Genomic DNA, 16207 nt, shown 5'->3' on the forward strand with positions numbered 1-16207 from the left:
CTCTCTACTTTAATCGATGTGACGAAAAATGCCTATTCTTTCGACACATCCGCTTTTTTCTCATAGTGGAGCGGCTTCGTCGCCGGACCTTCAAGGACGTTCCCTTGCGTGTCAAAGCGCGATCCATGACATGGACAGTCCCAAGACCGCTCTGCGTTGTTCCAATTGACGCCGCAACCCATGTGCGTGCAACGGGTCGATACGAGATGACAGTTGTTATCGAGATCCCGATAAGCGCCGACTTTCTTGCCATCGACGTGAACGACCCCACCTTCGTCGAGTTGGAGGTCGTCGAGCGAGCCCGGCTTCTCGAGCGTTCCTTTGACGAATTGGGCAGCCGTGTCCATATTCGTCTTCAAGAACTGACCGACATCCGCCGGTTTGAACTTCGAACGGAGCGGATCCAACAGTTCGGTAAACCGGTTCTCGTGACCGGTCAGTAGGTCGGCGAGCAACAGTCCGGATGCGATCCCGTTCGTCATCCCCCATTTAGCGAATCCGGTAGCGACGAAGATGTCCGGTTCACGACTGAACATTTGACCGACATAAGGAAGATGGTCCAACGTGATCAAGTCTTGGGACGACCAACGGAAACTTGATTTTTTAGCGCGGAACGCCTCATTCGCGAACTGCTCCAACCGGTCGTAGCGCGTCCGCGTCTCCGTCACGTGACCGCTCAGATGCCCCTCCCCTCCGACGAGGACGTACGAGCGATCGCCGTCATTGAACGTCCGGAACGAGCGGCTCGGCGAATCGACGCTCAAATACATGCCGTCCGGCACGGGACCGTTCGTCTCGCAAGCGACGATGTAGGACCGTTCGACCTCAAATTTCGAGAAGTATAGTCCACGGATGTCGTTGAACGGATAATGCGTCGCGACCACGACTTGATCGGCTTGGACACGGCGCCCGGTCGATGTCGTGACGATCGGACGCGGGCTTTGGCTGATCTCCGTCGCCCGTGTTTTCTCATAAAGCTTCCCGCCCGCTTCGACAAAACGACGTGCCAGTTCGTTCAAATATTTCACCGGATGAATCTGGGCTTGGTCGCGGATGACGGCTGCTTGTTGTACCGGGAATGGAAAGACGGCGTTGACCTCGTTCGTCGCATCCCCACCATTCAACCCGATTTTTTGATACGCCTCGATCTCGGAGGCGAGCTGACTCGAGCTGTCGATCGTATAAAGATATGAATCTTTCACTTCGTAATCGATGTCAAACCCGGTTTCGACTTGACGTCTCAAATAGTCGAGCGCCTCATCGTTGAACTCATAGTAAAGACGTGCCATCTCTTCATTGAACGTCTGCATCAATTTCGAATAGATGGCGCCATGCTGGACGGAACATTTGGCCGTCGTGTGCCCGGTCGTGCCGCGGCCGACTTCCATCGCTTCGAGCAGGACGACCTGCTTGCCCCGGTTTTGAAGCTCATAGGCGGTGACGAGTCCGGCGATCCCCGCCCCGATGACGACGATGTCACAAGAAACGGAACTCTCGAGTCGTGGATACTGTAGGGTGCGATCGTGTTGTCTCCACAATGAATTCGTGAATGGATAGCGATGCATGATGATACCTCCTTTAGGAATGAACGTGTCTGCTTATGTGTATACCCATTCCCTTCTGTTTCATCACTCGATAAATATTGACCTGTTTCTCGATTTTGAAGACGATTTCATTGCCCGACATCCATTATGGTAGAAAAGTAAACTATGAAGGAGCGATTGCAAAGTGAAACGTACCCGTAGACATCGTAGACACACCTATATAATGAGACGCTTGACCGTCGGCTTGATGCTCGTCGGAATGATCGCGATCATTCCGGCACTCATCGGCTTCAAGCAAGAAACACCGGTGAAACCTGATCCGAAGGCGCCGGTGGCCGAACCGGTCAAACAAGGACCGTCTTTCCCGGATATCCCAATCCAAGAATGGGTAGAAGATTCCACTCTGACCGCCGACCCGGAACAGGTTCTTGTCGGGGCGATGACGTTCGTTGATTTGACGGACGGTGTCGTCTTGTTGGACAAACACGGGGAGGAGCGTGTATACCCGGCCAGTACGACCAAGCTGATGACGGCATTGCTCGCCTATGAGAAAGCGGCGGTCTCCGGCGAACTGGACCGCCCCGTCGTCGAAGTGCACGCGACGACGCTCGACATCCCCTGGGACAGTCACATCGTCCATCTCGCTGTCGGCGACCGCCTAACCGTCCGGCAAGCGCTCTACGCGACACTGCTCGAATCGGGCAACGATGCCGCCAATAGCTTGGCGGAGTATGTGAGCGGCTCGACGGCGGAATTCGTTGAACTGATGAATGAACGGGCCAGCGTCCTAGGCTTGACTGGAACAAACTTCAAAAATGCCCACGGCTATTCGGACCCGGACCACTATACGACGGCACGCGACATGGCTAAAATCACTTACGCGTTCGGGACGTATCCCGAACTCGTCGAAATCGCCGGAACGTATGAGTACGAGGCGAAGTTCGAAGACAAAGATGGATTGATGAAGCGACGGTGGTGGTATCACCTCGGGTCGGCGATCAACAGCCGCAGCATCCACTACTCGGACCTCGTCAAGGCGACGAAGACCGGCTATACCGACGAATCGGGCTACACGATGGTGTTCTTGATGGAGCATCAAGGCAAGCAGTACGCGCTCGTGACGATGCAAGCGCGTTCCGGACAGACGTTCCCGACGATGCGGCTCGTCGAACAACTCGCATTTGGACGTCAGGCTGAATGAACGTTACATATGACGAAGACCTGAACTGATCGGTTCAGGTCTTTTTTTGTGGCGTGTTCGTCTTCAAAACAGCCGCTTATGTTACAGGGAGATTACAGAGGCATTGCCTCAATATTTCTAATTGTCAGAATGTTTAAACTTTTTGAATGAAAAATAGCTTGCTTATCCGTTGGTATAATAGGCTTTAGAGCCGTTTTTATGAAAAGATGACAGTTTGCAATCACTCTGAAGGTCCGTTAAGGTTAGTGACAAGTTCGGAATATCAGTTGGGTTCGTCATCTTTATGGGAGACTTCCCACATTTCAAACCAAAACTGTTGAACAACATTGAAAGCGTACAGGAGGTAATCAAATGTTATGGCAAGAATGGGTATCCATCGCGCTTTACCTCGTGATGATGCTAACTATCGGTTACGTCGCTTATAAGCGAACGACCGACTCATCAGATTATATGTTAGGCGGCCGCAAAATGGGGCCGGGTGTTACCGCCATGTCAGCCGGAGCTTCGGATATGAGTGGTTGGATGTTAATGGGTCTTCCGGGGGCAATGTATGCCACAGGATTATCAGCGATTTGGTTAGCCGTTGGATTGGTCATCGGAGCTTACTTGAACTACTTGTTAGTCGCTCCCCGTCTACGTGTCTTCACGGAGATGGCAAATGACTCGATCACGATTCCTGACTTTTTAGAGAATCGGTTCCGAGATCACTCGAACTGGCTACGGATCCTATCAGCTTCCGTTATCATCATCTTCTTCACGTTCTATACGTCAGCTGGACTTGTGTCTGGCGGGAAGTTGTTCGAAAGCTCGTTCGGGATCAACTATCAGACCGGTGTCATCGCCACGATCAGCGTCGTCATTCTTTACACGCTCTTCGGTGGGTTCACTGCTGTTAGTTGGACAGACTTTGCACAAGGAATTATCATGTTCATCGCACTCGTACTCGTACCGGTCGTCGCTTTGACAGACGTCGGTGGGATGACGAACGCCGTCAACACGGCGACAGCGATCAACACCGATCTTTTCGACTTGTTTAAAGGGACGACAACGCTAGGGATCATCGGTCTCCTCGCTTGGGGACTCGGTTACTTTGGCCAACCGCACATCATCGTTCGCTTTATGGCGATCAGAGATGTGAAATCATTGAAGGCGGCACGCCGGATCGGTATGGGCTGGATGACCGTCTCGATCATCGGTGCGGTCATGACCGGCCTCGTCGGTATCGCCTACTTCCGTGGTCAAGGCAATCCGCTAGCAGACCCGGAGACGGTGTTCATCCGTTTCTCTGACGTCTTGTTCCACCCGTTCATCACCGGATTCTTGCTCGCAGCGATCCTCGCAGCCGTCATGTCGACTGTATCGTCGCAATTGCTCGTCACGTCGTCGGCGTTGACTGAAGACTTCTATCGTAAGTTCTTCAACAAAGATGCAAGCGATAAAACGATGGTACTCGCCGGTCGAATCGGCGTATTGACGGTCGGTGTCGTGGCGACACTCATTTCGCTCAGCCCATCGAACACGATCTTGACGCTCGTCGGCTATGCTTGGGCCGGATTCGGCTCGGCCTTCGGTCCAACGATCCTCTTGTCGCTCTATTGGACGAAGATGACGCGCCAAGGCGCACTCGCCGGTATTCTCGTCGGTGCCATCACGGTCATCCTTTGGATCATCACGGGACTCTCGAGCGTCATCTATGAGATGGTGCCAGGCTTCTTCTTGAGTATGCTTGCCATCGTTCTCGTCAGCACGTTCACGAGCCAACGCGAACAAAAACGGATCAGCCGTGAGTTCAGTGAAATGGAAACAGAACTTGCTGCCGCTAGAAAAGATTAAGTCATACAAAACGCTCGACCCAATTCACGGGTCGAGCGTTTTTTGTCGGTTGTACTTCTTTAGTACATCGTCCCCGCCATCACCCAAAGTTGGAGGAAGAACGTGGCGAGCACGAGTGCGAGCATGGCATTTCTCATCCATCGATTTCGGTTCCAATAATACGCCATTAAGACGAACGGATGAAGCGCGGTCAATTCGTAGGGATTGAACCAAAACCAAGTGAGGATCAAGACGAGCAGGAAGTAGAGCACCGATTTCTGTTTCGTGGCACGATACTCCCGCCACATGTCGTAAGCCCCTTTAAAAAAAGCGACGAACGTGACAACCCAAAACACGATAACAATTATATTATTCAATCACCTTACCACCTTCATGAGACGTTTTCGAAATAGAAGCCACCCCAGTAAATATGTCGATACGTGAACTCCTTGCCGCTCTCGGCCGTGATCACGATCTCATCTTCGGTCAAGACGAGCACGTGCACGGGGACCTCCCCTTCCCGTAGCATCGGGCTGAACAGCTGGAACTGCTTGTTCAACCACTTCCGTTCCGTGAAGTCACGATAGTGGTGCAGTGCCAACGACGGGTGGACCAAGAACACTCCGACGATCAAAGCGATGGCACCAGGAGAAGCGGAGAGCTCGATCAGTAAAAACAGGACGAGCACGAGCGACAAGACCGCATAGCCGAATTCTAACAGCTCCATCAAGGAAGCCCGGCTGGCGACCACGTATTGGATGACACGAAACGTGACGTACAGCAGGAGGCTGACCATCAAGTATTGCGAAAATGGAGCGGTGCTCATTGAGATATCCAAATAAAAGAGTACCGGTAATAACATGACCCACTTCCATAATTGTAAGGCGAGGTAAAACAATGTTTGATCGATGAAACGACGATTGTGTACGAGCCGTTGCATATCCATGTTTCCCACCTCCGATTAAAAGATGTGTCTTAACGGTATCATTCCCTCAATCGTTGAATGATAACAAGCATTTGCAGGTCAATCGGAAATTTCTTTTCGTTCAATGAGCGTCGCGTTCAATAGCCCTCCAAGGAGGATGACGGAAGCCGCCAAATAAAACCAAACCAACAAGATAATAAACGCACCGAGCTGACCGTAAAACTGTTCGTAGTTGGCATATTGAGAATAGTAGCTGAAGACGTTGGAAACTGTCAATATGCCGATAGTAGCGAGTGTTGCCCCGGCCCAACTGTCACGGAACGTCCCGCGATGGCTCGGCAGCCATTTGTAGACGAGCAGGAAGACACCAAACATGACGAGCGTCCCGACGACCCAGCGGAAGTAAAACCATATTTGTGCATATCCCGCGACGATGTCGTCGACAAAAATGATCCGCGTCGACAGTTCGCGCAGCGCGGTCTCGGCCACAGGGATGACCAATGAGAACGGCAGAACGAACATGAGTGCCAGCGTGACGGCGATGTCCTGGAGAGCCCCTCTTAAGAACGACTTGTTCCGGATGAGCCGATACGCATCATTCAATGACCGGACGAGCGACTGGACCGCCATTGACGAAATCCATAGCGCCGGCAAAATGCTGAGCGACGCCAGACGCAGCCTCGAGTCATCAAATATCGCCTCGATGTTCCCTTCTAGCAGTCGGTAGCTCGCTTCCGGCATGACGAGAGACAGCGCCGAGATGACGTCCCCGCTCGTGAACGGGAGCCATCCAACAATGCCGAGGACGAACAATAAGAACGGAAACGTCGACAAGATGAAATAATAAGCCAACATCGCGGCTTGATCGAAAAAACGTTCGGCAAAAAAGCGCTTGAATAAAACTTTAAACGTCTGTATCATGCTGTCTACTCTTTTCTTAATTTATTTAATATAGATGCGGTATTTGAAATAATAATAATGTTGCTTGAAAGGCAAGAATACGACAGTCGTTGCCTATTCTTGCCTCGTCCTTAACTGATGTGTTCTCGTTTCGATTCCCACGCCTCGAGATGTTCCTTGCCCGGCAGATCGACGTCATCGCGCGAGAACACCGGATCCCGTCCGGACCGTTTTTGGGCGACGTAATCGTCGAGCAACAGTTTGGCGACTTTGCTGAGACGGAAGATGGCGTACATGTTGACGAGCGCCATCAATCCCATGAAGATGTCGGCGATCGACCAGACGAGTCCGGCCGAGCGGACCGAGCCGAACATGATCATCCCTAGCACGGCGATACGATAGATGACAACATACACTTTCCGTTCCGAGATGAACTCGATGTTCGTCTCTCCATAGTAATAGTTCGCTAAAATCGAGCTGAAGGCGAACAGCAGGATGGCGATCGTCATGAGCGTCGTCGCGACCGGTCCGATCTCCGTCAACAGCGCCTCTTGCGCGAGCTCGATACCTTGGAAGTCTTCAGAACCAGGAACACCGGAGATCAAGACGATCATCGCGGTCGCCGTACAGATGAACAGCGTATCGACGAAGACACTGAGCGATTGGATCAACCCTTGCTTCACCGGGTGGCTGACCTCAGCGGTCGCGGCGGCGTTCGGCGCCGACCCCATCCCCGCCTCGTTCGAGAACAAGCCGCGCCGTATACCTTGAAGCACCATCGCTCCGACGGCCCCGCCGAACAATTCTTGGAAGCCTAGCACACCTTCTGAGAAGATGGCCGAGAACACGGCCGGAACGACGTCGAGATTCGTCAGCACGACCCAGAGCGCGAGCAAGATATACCCACCTGCCATGATCGGGACGATGATCCCGGACAACGTCGAGATCGACCGGATCCCGCCGAAGATGACGATCCCCGTCGCAACGGCCAAAATAACACCAACCCAGACCGTATCGATGGCGAAGACGTTATTGACAGAAAGCGCAATCGTGTTCGCTTGCACGGAGTTAAAGGCAAAGCCAAACGCGAACGTGATGAGGATCGCAAAGACGATCCCGAGCCAACGTTGACCGAGCGCCCGCTCGATGTAATAGGCCGGTCCGCCGCGCCACGCCTTGCCGTCATGCACTTTGTACACTTGGGCGAGCGTGCTCTCGACGAAAGCCGAGGCCGAGCCGATCAAGGCGATGAGCCACATCCAAAACACGGCCCCAGGTCCCCCGAGCGCGATCGCGGTCGAGACACCGGCGATATTCCCGGTGCCGACCCGTGCCGCCGTCCCGATGGCGAACGCCTGGAACGAAGACACTTGCCCTTTCTCGTGTTTGATTCCTTTGACGAACAATAACTTGAACATTTCCGGCAACATTCTAAACTGCACGAATCCCATCCGGATCGTGAAGTAGATCCCACCGGCAATCAATACGAAAATAAGAACGTACGTCCATAACAGGTCGTTTGCTTGCATGACCAATTCGCGGACATCCACTGCGCATCCCCTCCTTTTATGGAGTTCTTACCCGGTCTAGCCCCGCCAGAAACGATTCCGTCACCGCGTTGCCGCGTCTAGTATTTGTTCACAAAGGGCATGGGTCGTCAAGCTGTCCTCGGCGCGAACACAACCGTTCGGCTCCCCGTTCAACAGTTTGAGAAACGCGTCGATCATCGTCGTAAAGCCGCGCCGTGTCAAATTCGACTCCCACGGGCTCAAGGCGCGCTCGAGCATGCCGTCGGGCGTATAGTCGTAGACGCGCTCGACGTCTCGAGAGACGCGTTTTAGACCCGGTGACATCACTTCCATCACTTCTTCGGTGCAGCCGTTGTCCCGGTTCATGATGCCGACCGCCTCGACGCCGCCGGCCGTGAAATTGATCTGGAGCTGTTTGAGCGTATCCCCTTCATAACGCGTCCGAACAGACAAGTCCTCGACGGGATTGAGACCGGTCAAGTAACGGAGCGTATCGACGACGTGGACGAAGTCCTCGATGATGAACTCACGCAGCGTCGCCGGCTGATATGTACGATTCTTTTGGATCAAGACGAGGTTCGGGCTCTCGACTTCTTTGAGCGCCGCCGTCGCCGTCGCAAAACGACGGTTGAAGCCAGTGACGAGTTCGACCTCGTGCTCGTCTGCGAGCCGGACGAGACGTTCGGTCTCCTCGAGCGTGAACGTGACCGGTTTATCAATGAAGACGTGGACGCCTTGCCGAAGGGCGTACTCGGCTTGTCCGGCATGCGCTGACGTCGTCGAATGGATCAACACCGCATCCATCTCACCGAGCGGGACGTCCTCAAGCGCTCTGAAGTGACCGCTGAATCGATATTGACGGACGAGTTGTTCCGCTTTCCCCTGATCCCGCGAGACAAGATAAACGTCTATCCCGTCTAGCCCGGCATAGACCGGTAAGTACGCTTTCTTGGCAACATCACCTAAACCAACAACGACTAATTTCATTTCAACATCACTCCTCTTTCGATTGACTGAACAAAACCCCAAAGCGTCGGCCCGGGGTCGATGGTTCATTTAATGGACCGCTAAAATTTCAAAACTTGTGATCGGCTTACGAATGGCGTCCGATACGATTTGATAAAGATCAGCGAGTTGCTCGTTATCGTTCAAGTCCGGCGTTCGATCAAGCTCGACTTCACACGTTCGTGTCGTCTGCTCCTTGTCTTGAAACGCATATTCAATCGTGTATAGTTGCATGAGACGTCTCCTCTCCACTATGTATACGTATGTATTACCTGTAACTGAACGATTGAAACGCTTCAAGTACACCTAGTCAAATCGTTCATGTTATATATATTCAGAAATCCTACAATTTCCAATCATAAGCCTTGTATAATCATTCAAAGATTCCTAGAATGAACAAGTATGTACCAAGTGATTAAAGGAGTTTTTTAATGAAAGCACGATTTACTTATTTAGCCTTACCGCTTGCGATGTTTCTACTGGCCGGATGTAGCACCGAAGAAGAGACGTCTCCTATCGATGATACGATTGAAGTGACCGATTCGCAAGAAGAATCGTCCGATGTGGCTGAGTCTCAAGCGGAATCCGTTGAAGTGACCGATTCACAAGAAGAACCCGCTGTCGAGACGGAAGCGGAGGAACAACAACCGACTAGCGATCGCTTCTCTGGTTATGAACGTGTCGAAGTCGACGGTGGTGATTTATCCGGACATCGCGAGGCGAATGTTGTCGTCGACGTCGGTTTCGGAGACCGTGAATATTGGGCGTTCACGAACGATCATGGGCAACTCGTGAAAGTAACAGCTGACGAGATCATCCTACAAGATGATGAGAGCGAGGACGTCACCTCGTCAGGACGCTACTACTGGGACGAGGCGAAAGTCCCCGGCGTTGAACATCAATCTTTAGATGAAGGACATGTCATCGCCGATTCACTTGGGGGCGTCTCTAACGCCTTCAATATCACCCCGCAAGACAGCACGCTCAATCGTCACGGGGACCAGGCTTATATGGAAAGTGTGATCCGTAGTGCGGGCGGGGCGACCGATTTCGAGGCCATCATCACGTATCCGGATACCGAGACGCAAATCCCGTCGAGCTATCAATACACATACACGTTGAAAGGTAATGTCATCGTCGACAAGTTTGATAATGTGAACCCGGACGAGGTCAATGCCGGCCTCGGTCTGACCGAGAGTGAACCAGAACCGGAGGCTACTCCCGCTCCCGCTGCAGAGCCGGTTGGCGACGTATCAAGCGTCGATGCGAACGGGAACGGGCAAGTGACGATCCAGGAAGCGAAAGACGCCGGCTTCAGCATGCCGATCACGAGCGACCACTGGCTCTACCCGCATATGCGGGATAATGACGGGGATGGAATGGTCGGCGAATAACACGTAACCTCCCCGCGTGAGTCAACTTTTTTAACGCCGATTTCACACTATACGTGACGACGCTCTTTCTAGTTAAAGGAAGAGCGTTTCTTTTTGTTGAATAAGATATGCAGTCGAATGTTTCACGTTTCTCTTGAATGATGGTGAATCGGGATGGAACACAAATTTTCAAATTTTTAACCCCGCCTTATTAGGAGTTATTGCTGTCAGTACGGTATACATATAGTTTAGGAGGTTCAAATATGAAACGCTTGGTGGGTTTGCTGATCATTACGCAAACAATTTTGTTTGGCATGTTAATCTTTCAATTGAATGAATTAGCTGATTCTGTCTTACAGGCTGCATCTTACGTAGCAACACAAGAAGGATCGCTTGCATGGGGTGGAAACATCTCGCCTTGGTTTTTGTTTTTACTTCTCGGATTGACATTGCTAGGCGCCTATTTAACGTTTTCTAAAGAATAAGAAGCATTTTTGTCGTCCGAACAGAAAAAAGACCATAGACATGTGTCTACGGTCTGAAGTCGCTCTAGAAGCGTTTCTTTGTATCTACGAGCAATGACGACTTACTTACCTTCTGAAGTCGTCTCGACTGAACGTCTCGGCGGACGTTTGCCGAAGAACTGGTAGTACTGCGTCTCGATATTCCCGTTATACAGCTTGCGGCGCTTCGTCGCCGGGCGGCCGTAGGCTTTCTCGAAGTCTTCGTAACTCGTCAACATATAGACGCTATAACCCGGATATTTGGCATATTGCTGCCCGATCCGCTCGTACAGCTCGATAATCTCGTCTTCCGTCTGCAACCGCTCACCGTAAGGCGGGTTTCCGATGATGATCCCGTAATCCTCGGTCGGCTTGAGCGCCGCCGCATCGGTGTGGACGAACGTGATCGCGTCACGGACGTCGGCGAGGTCGGCGTTGTCTTTGGCGAGTTTGACCATGCGCGGGTCGAGGTCGATGCCGTAAATCTTGAGCGGCTTGTCCCACTCGGCTTTTTCGTTCGCTTCATTGATTGCCTCGTACCAAGCTTTCTTCGGTACACATGGCCAATCTTGCGAACAGAATTCACGGTTTAATCCCGGTGCGATATTGCGACCGATGAGTGCGGCCTCGATCGCGAGCGTACCAGAGCCTGTGAACACATCATAGAACGGCATGTCCGGCTTCCAGTTCGTCAGTTTGATCATCGCTGCGGCCATCGTCTCTTTGAGCGGTGCCTGCGAATGGAGCTCGCGGTAGCCGCGACGATGGAGCGCGTCACCCGACGTGTCGATCGTGATCGTCGCCACGTCTTTCAAGAGTGCGACTTCAATTGGATAGATCGCACCCGTCTTCGGAAGCCATTCATCCGGTTTGTTGTAGCCGCGTTGCATCGCATCGACAATCGCTTTCTCGGTGATTTTTTGGCAGTCGCGGATCGAGAACAGTTGCGACTTGACCGAACGTCCGTCGACGGTGAAATGGGCGTCCCACGGCATCAGCTCCGTCCAAGGCAAGTCGACGACACCGTCGAATAGTTCCGTGAACGTCGTCGCCTTGAACTCGGCGACGACGAGTTTGACGCGGTCGGCCGTTCTGAGCCAAATGTTCAAACGGGGAATATCCTCCATCTCGGCGTCGATGTAGACGCGTCCATTCTCGATTTCACACGTGTAACCGAGGTCACGTACTTCTTTAGCGACGAGCGCTTCGATGCCCATCGCTGCAGTTGCGATCAGTTTTCGTTTTGCCATATGATCCCTACTTTCCTAATTCGTAATTGTTAAGCGTAAAATGGTCAAGTAAAAAGGAGCTCAAGTAAGATTGCTTGAACTCCTTGTCAATGTAAGTTGAGACTATGCTGCCCTGTAAGCCATGTTCTGTACTCCGGTGCTCATAGCGGTTTCCCTGGCACGATGGAGTGACAATCATCTATCTGCGCCGCTTGGCGCCTTCCGTCCCGTTCGATTCCAGTCAGGAAGTTCCCCTACCATAGTTTGGGTTTCTCGCTCGTGGGGTTTACCTCGTTCCACTCTGAACGTTTCCGAACAGACTCCGTCACTGTGGCACTTTCAAGAAGCTTGCACCGTATCCGAGGACTTAGGTGCTTCTTCTGCCGTCAACTTGCGTTGCCTACACTTATCTTTTCGTGTAGCACGATCACTACAGCCATCACAGGCTGTGCGAGCATGGACTTTCCTCAAGACTTGCGTCCCGCGATTGTCCAGACTTCATAGTCACTTAACCATTGTAGCGGATATTGCCAAAGATGACAACTAAGAAGCCGAACTTGATTTTCATTGGCGTCAGCGCTAAAATAAGGCGTGTTCCATTGAACAAGGAGGGATTTTGATGCGTCAAGATGCAAAGAAAGGTTGGATCCAACGACTGACCTATGTGATCGAGATCGATGACATTAAAGCGCTCCACCCGAACAACGGCGTATTCGCCTTCTACCGTAAAAATCGACTCGTCCGAGGATTTGAGCCGTTTGACATTAAAGGACCGAATGAATTGTCTAAACGCGCTTATCACTTCGATCACCATAACTTGGCCCATTTACAGGAACGTTTTCCTGAATCGATTCCTTTATTCGACGCGTCGAAACAGACGCGACGCGTTTGGAGCGACGCCGTTCGCGTCGGTCTATGTGAAATCATCATCGACGGGAAGCTAAGTTTTGAACACATCGACGACAACGGCAACGTCTTAGAAGCGAATATCCGCTGGAGCGGTGAAGCTATCACAATCGATTAACAAATTAAAAACGCCCGCATCTCTCGACTCGTCTGTCGGAGATGCGGGCGTTTTTTATATTGCTTCAGTCGTGTCCGTCGTTTCTTCGACGACAGGTAATGCCGGGGCATACTTCGTCGAGACGACTTTTTCGGAGATGTCGGTCGGTTTCAAGAGGACGGTAAGGCCTTCGGCGGTACTTTTACGGACCGGAAACGTTCCCGGTATATGCAGTGCCTCATAGACGACTTGATTGTCTTTATCGAGCACGGTGACGGTCCCTTTGCGCGTCGTCGTCAGTTCGAACGTCTGCGCATCGGCCACTTTGATCGCCACGGACGGTTTGACCGGGTTCACGTACGTGAACGAACGACTGGCTGAACGTTTAAATTTCCCGTCCGTCACGACCGCGGTTAGACGGTACTGCCCGCTCGGGAGCCAGTCCCCACCGGCGAACATGGTAAAAGCCGGATTGTTTGCGGTCAACGTCTTCACTTTGCGCGTTCCCTGATAGAGGTAATAAGACGTCTTCAAGTTCGGTTTGTTCGAAAGAGCCAGCTTCGCCTCCGTCACATAACGGTTCCGTAGCGTCGCTGGTGACGTGATCGTGACCGGACGCGGCGTCGCGTCAAGCAACCGCTTCGTGTTCAGTTCGGTGTACGTCTTCCCGCTGACGCGAGGCATTTTTTGAAGCAGTCCTTCGATCTCAGCCGGTGTCAAATACGGATTGACCGACTTGACGAGCGCAAGCCCAGACGAGACCATCGGCGCCGCCATCGATGTCCCATCCATGTAGATAAAACTGTTCTTGACGCCGAGCGATAAAATGTTCACGCCCGGTGCGACGATTTTCACTTGGCTATCCATGTTGCTAAACGAGGCGACACGGCGATTCGCATCGACCGCTCCGACGGCGATGACTTCTTTCATATTGGCGGGGAAAGAAGTCTTCGCGCCGTCATTTCCAGACGAGGCGACGATGACGACACCTTTCGCCCGGGCCCGGCGGATCGAGTCGGCGAGCACTTTATCGTAATCCTGTCCCCCGAGTGACAAATTGATGATGTTCGCACCTTTGGCAACGGCCGTGTCGACGGCTTTGGCGACCGTCCACGAATCCGTGAACTCTGAGTTCTTCCCGTAGAAGACGTTATAGAAATGATAGCGGACGTTCGGTGCGAGACCGGCCATCCCAAATTTATTGTGCAGTCCCGACATGATTCCGGCCGTGTGCGTGCCGTGATAGTCGACACTGTATGGCCCTTTAATCGAATTGACGACTCGTGGTACGTTATAGAGCTCTTTATGGCTCCGGTCTGCAGATGAATCGATCAAGGCGACGACAATGTCTGACGCCCCACGGGTCGTGTTCCACGCTAAATCGGTACCGGTCTGCTTGATGTAATATTGGTTACCGACCCGCGGCTCTGTCACAACGTACCCATGCTTCTCTAACAACACCGGCTTAGACGCCCCGGCAGTCGAAGGCACGAGTAACGTCAAAGCCGTCAGTAGAAGAATTTTTTTCATCGCCTTACGCTCCATTCCAAACTTCCTAAGATTTACCCATTATCTCAAATTTCACGACGGATTTCCCTTTTTTCTTAAAAAAAGGTTGTGACATTTTTCTGACGGTTTACCAGTAGTCCGGCTCATCAGGATGTTCCATCTCAAAATCGATAATTTTACCGATCGTCAAGTACGTATAATACCGGGCCAACTCCGTCCGGTAAGGGTCCGGTGTAAAACCTTCTAAATCTTCACCGAGCGGCGAACCGTCAATCGTTTCGAACTGTTGACAGAAGAATGACTCCGTCTCTTTATTCCAGACGATATTGTCACCGATATAGCCACTTCCAAAGCGGATATAGTCGATGATCGAAGGGACGATCACTTCAGCCGGGAGCCGTTCACTCATCCGTCCGACCAATTCATAGCGATCCCGGTCCGCATAATCAGCTTGTTCAAGCGACGTACATTTCAACACTTCTTTATTGATCTCGATCAACACGACATAATCCCCAGACTCAATCGATAGCTTCATCTCTTCACCTCATCTCAATCTCCACTGATCCGTCTATGTTAACAACTATTCGGAATAAAATGCCGAAATCCTGTATACCTGTACAAATTTTCCAACGGCTCGATTCGCACAACATGATGAAATCTGTTTTTGTTATACTAAGGATATGAATCAAGAGAGGAAGTGCACTATGGCCAAACGCCCTTTGACCCCTCGTGAAAGCGAATTGATCGCCACCGCCCTGTTTGTCGCCGGGAGCGTCCCTTACGCCGGACATATCGACCGGCTCGAATCGCTGACACTTCGCGACATCGCAGACGACTACTTGTCCGGAAAACTTCCTGCCGCGGACGCCGTCGAGGCGCTCGACCAGTACATTTTCGTACGCCGCCATCGCTTTAAAAATGTTACGCCTCATAACCTATGGACGCTCGACGACCGGACCGAGCAGGAAGCGCTCCGTTATATCGTCAGACGTCCGGAATTGAAGAAAGGTGAGACGTTAAACAAGCAAAACTCGCCGTTCACGATCGGACAAGATGTCGAATTCAAAGTCGACAAACAACTCGACCGCGGGCAATTCCGCATCTATATCGGGAAATTGAACGGGTACACGATCAAAGCCCAGTCGAAAGAAAAAGACAAGCTTAAATCCGTCAAAGGCTGGATCACCCATCTCGACCGCAAAGACCGGCTCGTTTTCGTCAATATTTCCGAGTTCGGGCGCGAACCGATTGACGCCGACATGTTGGTCCAGTTCGAGGCGATGAGCGCGGGACTGCTCGGCTGGTTCGATACGGCCACCCTGCCGACCGAAGACGAAGCGAAGACGGCCAAACAAATGATCGCCACGCTACAACGACGCGACCAGCCGTATTGGTTCACACTGACCCAAGCGTTGAACCATCCTCGACCTGAACATGTGAAACGCTGGAATACGGTCGTCAACTTGCTCGTCAAAGCAAGCGCCGGTGACGCGGCCGCCGTCGAGACGCTAGAAGTCAAAGAAGACAAATACTTTAAAGACGCCTTTTTACGGGCGCTGCGATCACTTCACGCCGAGTTGACGAAACCGACGTGACCGTGTCTTGACAGGTGGCTTCGGATTACCCGAGGTCACCTGTTTTCACCGTGGTCGCCATATGGAAAGGAAGAGGGAT

16 protein-coding genes and 1 other RNA gene are annotated in these 16207 nt (G+C 52.1%); 6 read left to right on the plus strand and 11 right to left on the minus strand.

Features of this window, described 5'->3' with window-relative positions; genetic code table 11:
- Positions 1–32: 32 nt before the first annotated feature.
- A complete protein-coding gene (locus EVJ23_RS00120) occupies positions 33–1565 on the minus strand; it encodes an FAD-dependent oxidoreductase (RefSeq protein WP_131463542.1) in 1533 nt (510 codons plus the stop codon).
- A 202-nt stretch (positions 1566–1767) separates the two neighbouring features.
- Between EVJ23_RS00120 and EVJ23_RS00125 the strand changes: the two genes are divergently transcribed.
- Positions 1768–2745 carry a D-alanyl-D-alanine carboxypeptidase family protein gene (locus EVJ23_RS00125; RefSeq protein WP_131463544.1) on the plus strand — a complete coding sequence of 326 codons (978 nt, stop codon included), beginning with the start codon at positions 1768–1770 and terminating at the stop codon, positions 2743–2745.
- A 351-nt stretch (positions 2746–3096) separates the two neighbouring features.
- Positions 3097–4578 carry a sodium/proline symporter PutP gene (gene putP / locus EVJ23_RS00130; RefSeq protein ID WP_131463546.1) on the plus strand — a complete coding sequence of 494 codons (1482 nt, stop codon included), beginning with the start codon at positions 3097–3099 and terminating at the stop codon, positions 4576–4578.
- Between the two features lie 59 nt (positions 4579–4637).
- Here putP and EVJ23_RS00135 read toward each other — a convergent pair whose 3' ends face one another.
- The 6 genes from EVJ23_RS00135 to EVJ23_RS00160 form a co-directional block, all read right to left on the minus strand.
- Positions 4638–4865 carry a hypothetical protein gene (locus EVJ23_RS00135; RefSeq protein ID WP_236633676.1) on the minus strand — a complete coding sequence of 76 codons (228 nt, stop codon included), beginning with the start codon at positions 4863–4865 and terminating at the stop codon, positions 4638–4640.
- 83 nt (positions 4866–4948) lie between these two features.
- Entirely contained in the window at positions 4949–5503 is a 555-nt protein-coding gene (locus tag EVJ23_RS00140) for a hypothetical protein (protein ID WP_070327215.1), read from the minus strand.
- A 78-nt stretch (positions 5504–5581) separates the two neighbouring features.
- A complete protein-coding gene (locus tag EVJ23_RS00145; RefSeq protein ID WP_070327214.1) occupies positions 5582–6403 on the minus strand; it encodes a YihY/virulence factor BrkB family protein in 822 nt (273 codons plus the stop codon).
- A gap of 110 nt (positions 6404–6513) precedes the next feature.
- Positions 6514–7932: an alanine/glycine:cation symporter family protein gene (locus tag EVJ23_RS00150; RefSeq protein WP_236633677.1), complete on the minus strand. Its 1419-nt coding sequence runs from the start codon at positions 7930–7932 to the stop codon at positions 6514–6516.
- Between the two features lie 60 nt (positions 7933–7992).
- Positions 7993–8898 (minus strand): Gfo/Idh/MocA family protein, encoded by a 906-nt coding sequence (locus EVJ23_RS00155; RefSeq protein WP_131463548.1) that lies wholly within the window; start codon positions 8896–8898, stop codon positions 7993–7995.
- Positions 8899–8967: 69 nt separating this feature from the next.
- Positions 8968–9150, minus strand: coding sequence for a hypothetical protein (locus tag EVJ23_RS00160; RefSeq protein WP_016509062.1), 183 nt, complete (start codon positions 9148–9150; stop codon positions 8968–8970).
- 197 nt (positions 9151–9347) lie between these two features.
- Between EVJ23_RS00160 and EVJ23_RS00165 the strand changes: the two genes are divergently transcribed.
- Positions 9348–10310, plus strand: a complete 963-nt coding sequence (locus EVJ23_RS00165) for a DNA/RNA non-specific endonuclease (protein WP_131463550.1) — start codon at positions 9348–9350, stop codon at positions 10308–10310.
- 242 nt (positions 10311–10552) lie between these two features.
- Complete coding sequence (locus tag EVJ23_RS00170) at positions 10553–10774, plus strand: hypothetical protein (RefSeq protein ID WP_131458076.1); 222 nt, start codon at positions 10553–10555, stop codon at positions 10772–10774.
- A 101-nt stretch (positions 10775–10875) separates the two neighbouring features.
- Here the strand turns inward: EVJ23_RS00170 and EVJ23_RS00175 are convergent, their stop codons facing one another.
- A complete protein-coding gene (locus tag EVJ23_RS00175; RefSeq protein ID WP_131463552.1) occupies positions 10876–12042 on the minus strand; it encodes a THUMP domain-containing class I SAM-dependent RNA methyltransferase in 1167 nt (388 codons plus the stop codon).
- A 110-nt stretch (positions 12043–12152) separates the two neighbouring features.
- Positions 12153–12520: RNase P RNA component class B (rnpB, locus tag EVJ23_RS00180), an RNA gene on the minus strand.
- Positions 12521–12640: 120 nt separating this feature from the next.
- On the opposite strand from rnpB, the gene EVJ23_RS00185 reads away from it, so the two are divergent.
- Complete coding sequence (locus EVJ23_RS00185) at positions 12641–13045, plus strand: hypothetical protein (RefSeq protein ID WP_070327210.1); 405 nt, start codon at positions 12641–12643, stop codon at positions 13043–13045.
- Between the two features lie 54 nt (positions 13046–13099).
- Here the strand turns inward: EVJ23_RS00185 and EVJ23_RS00190 are convergent, their stop codons facing one another.
- Both EVJ23_RS00190 and EVJ23_RS00195 read right to left on the minus strand, forming a co-directional pair.
- A complete protein-coding gene (locus tag EVJ23_RS00190; RefSeq protein WP_236633378.1) occupies positions 13100–14554 on the minus strand; it encodes a S8 family peptidase in 1455 nt (484 codons plus the stop codon).
- 106 nt (positions 14555–14660) lie between these two features.
- On the minus strand, positions 14661–15068 hold the full coding sequence (locus tag EVJ23_RS00195) for a hypothetical protein (RefSeq protein ID WP_131440802.1): 408 nt from the start codon (positions 15066–15068) through the stop codon (positions 14661–14663).
- A gap of 169 nt (positions 15069–15237) precedes the next feature.
- On the opposite strand from EVJ23_RS00195, the gene EVJ23_RS00200 reads away from it, so the two are divergent.
- Positions 15238–16128, plus strand: coding sequence for a hypothetical protein (locus tag EVJ23_RS00200; RefSeq protein ID WP_131463554.1), 891 nt, complete (start codon positions 15238–15240; stop codon positions 16126–16128).
- Positions 16129–16207: the final 79 nt, after the last annotated feature.

The organism is Exiguobacterium sp. SH1S1 (genome assembly GCF_004337245.1).
Lineage (GTDB): Bacteria > Bacillota > Bacilli > Exiguobacteriales > Exiguobacteriaceae > Exiguobacterium > Exiguobacterium aurantiacum_A.

Excerpts from the sequence above, each read along its gene's own strand:
- EVJ23_RS00120 (WP_131463542.1), bottom strand. The coding sequence starts at position 1,565 with ATGCATCGCTATCCATTCACGAATTCATTGTGGAGACAACACGATCGC.
- EVJ23_RS00125 (WP_131463544.1), top strand. The coding sequence starts at position 1,768 with ATGAGACGCTTGACCGTCGGCTTGATGCTCGTCGGAATGATCGCGATC.
- putP (WP_131463546.1), top strand. The coding sequence starts at position 3,097 with ATGTTATGGCAAGAATGGGTATCCATCGCGCTTTACCTCGTGATGATG.
- EVJ23_RS00135 (WP_236633676.1), bottom strand. The coding sequence starts at position 4,865 with ATGTGGCGGGAGTATCGTGCCACGAAACAGAAATCGGTGCTCTACTTC.
- EVJ23_RS00140 (WP_070327215.1), bottom strand. The coding sequence starts at position 5,503 with ATGGATATGCAACGGCTCGTACACAATCGTCGTTTCATCGATCAAACA.
- EVJ23_RS00145 (WP_070327214.1), bottom strand. The coding sequence starts at position 6,403 with ATGATACAGACGTTTAAAGTTTTATTCAAGCGCTTTTTTGCCGAACGT.
- EVJ23_RS00155 (WP_131463548.1), bottom strand. The coding sequence starts at position 8,898 with ATGAAATTAGTCGTTGTTGGTTTAGGTGATGTTGCCAAGAAAGCGTAC.
- EVJ23_RS00160 (WP_016509062.1), bottom strand. The coding sequence starts at position 9,150 with ATGCAACTATACACGATTGAATATGCGTTTCAAGACAAGGAGCAGACG.
- EVJ23_RS00165 (WP_131463550.1), top strand. The coding sequence starts at position 9,348 with ATGAAAGCACGATTTACTTATTTAGCCTTACCGCTTGCGATGTTTCTA.
- EVJ23_RS00170 (WP_131458076.1), top strand. The coding sequence starts at position 10,553 with ATGAAACGCTTGGTGGGTTTGCTGATCATTACGCAAACAATTTTGTTT.
- EVJ23_RS00175 (WP_131463552.1), bottom strand. The coding sequence starts at position 12,042 with ATGGCAAAACGAAAACTGATCGCAACTGCAGCGATGGGCATCGAAGCG.
- EVJ23_RS00185 (WP_070327210.1), top strand. The coding sequence starts at position 12,641 with ATGCGTCAAGATGCAAAGAAAGGTTGGATCCAACGACTGACCTATGTG.
- EVJ23_RS00190 (WP_236633378.1), bottom strand. The coding sequence starts at position 14,554 with ATGAAAAAAATTCTTCTACTGACGGCTTTGACGTTACTCGTGCCTTCG.
- EVJ23_RS00195 (WP_131440802.1), bottom strand. The coding sequence starts at position 15,068 with ATGAAGCTATCGATTGAGTCTGGGGATTATGTCGTGTTGATCGAGATC.
- EVJ23_RS00200 (WP_131463554.1), top strand. The coding sequence starts at position 15,238 with ATGGCCAAACGCCCTTTGACCCCTCGTGAAAGCGAATTGATCGCCACC.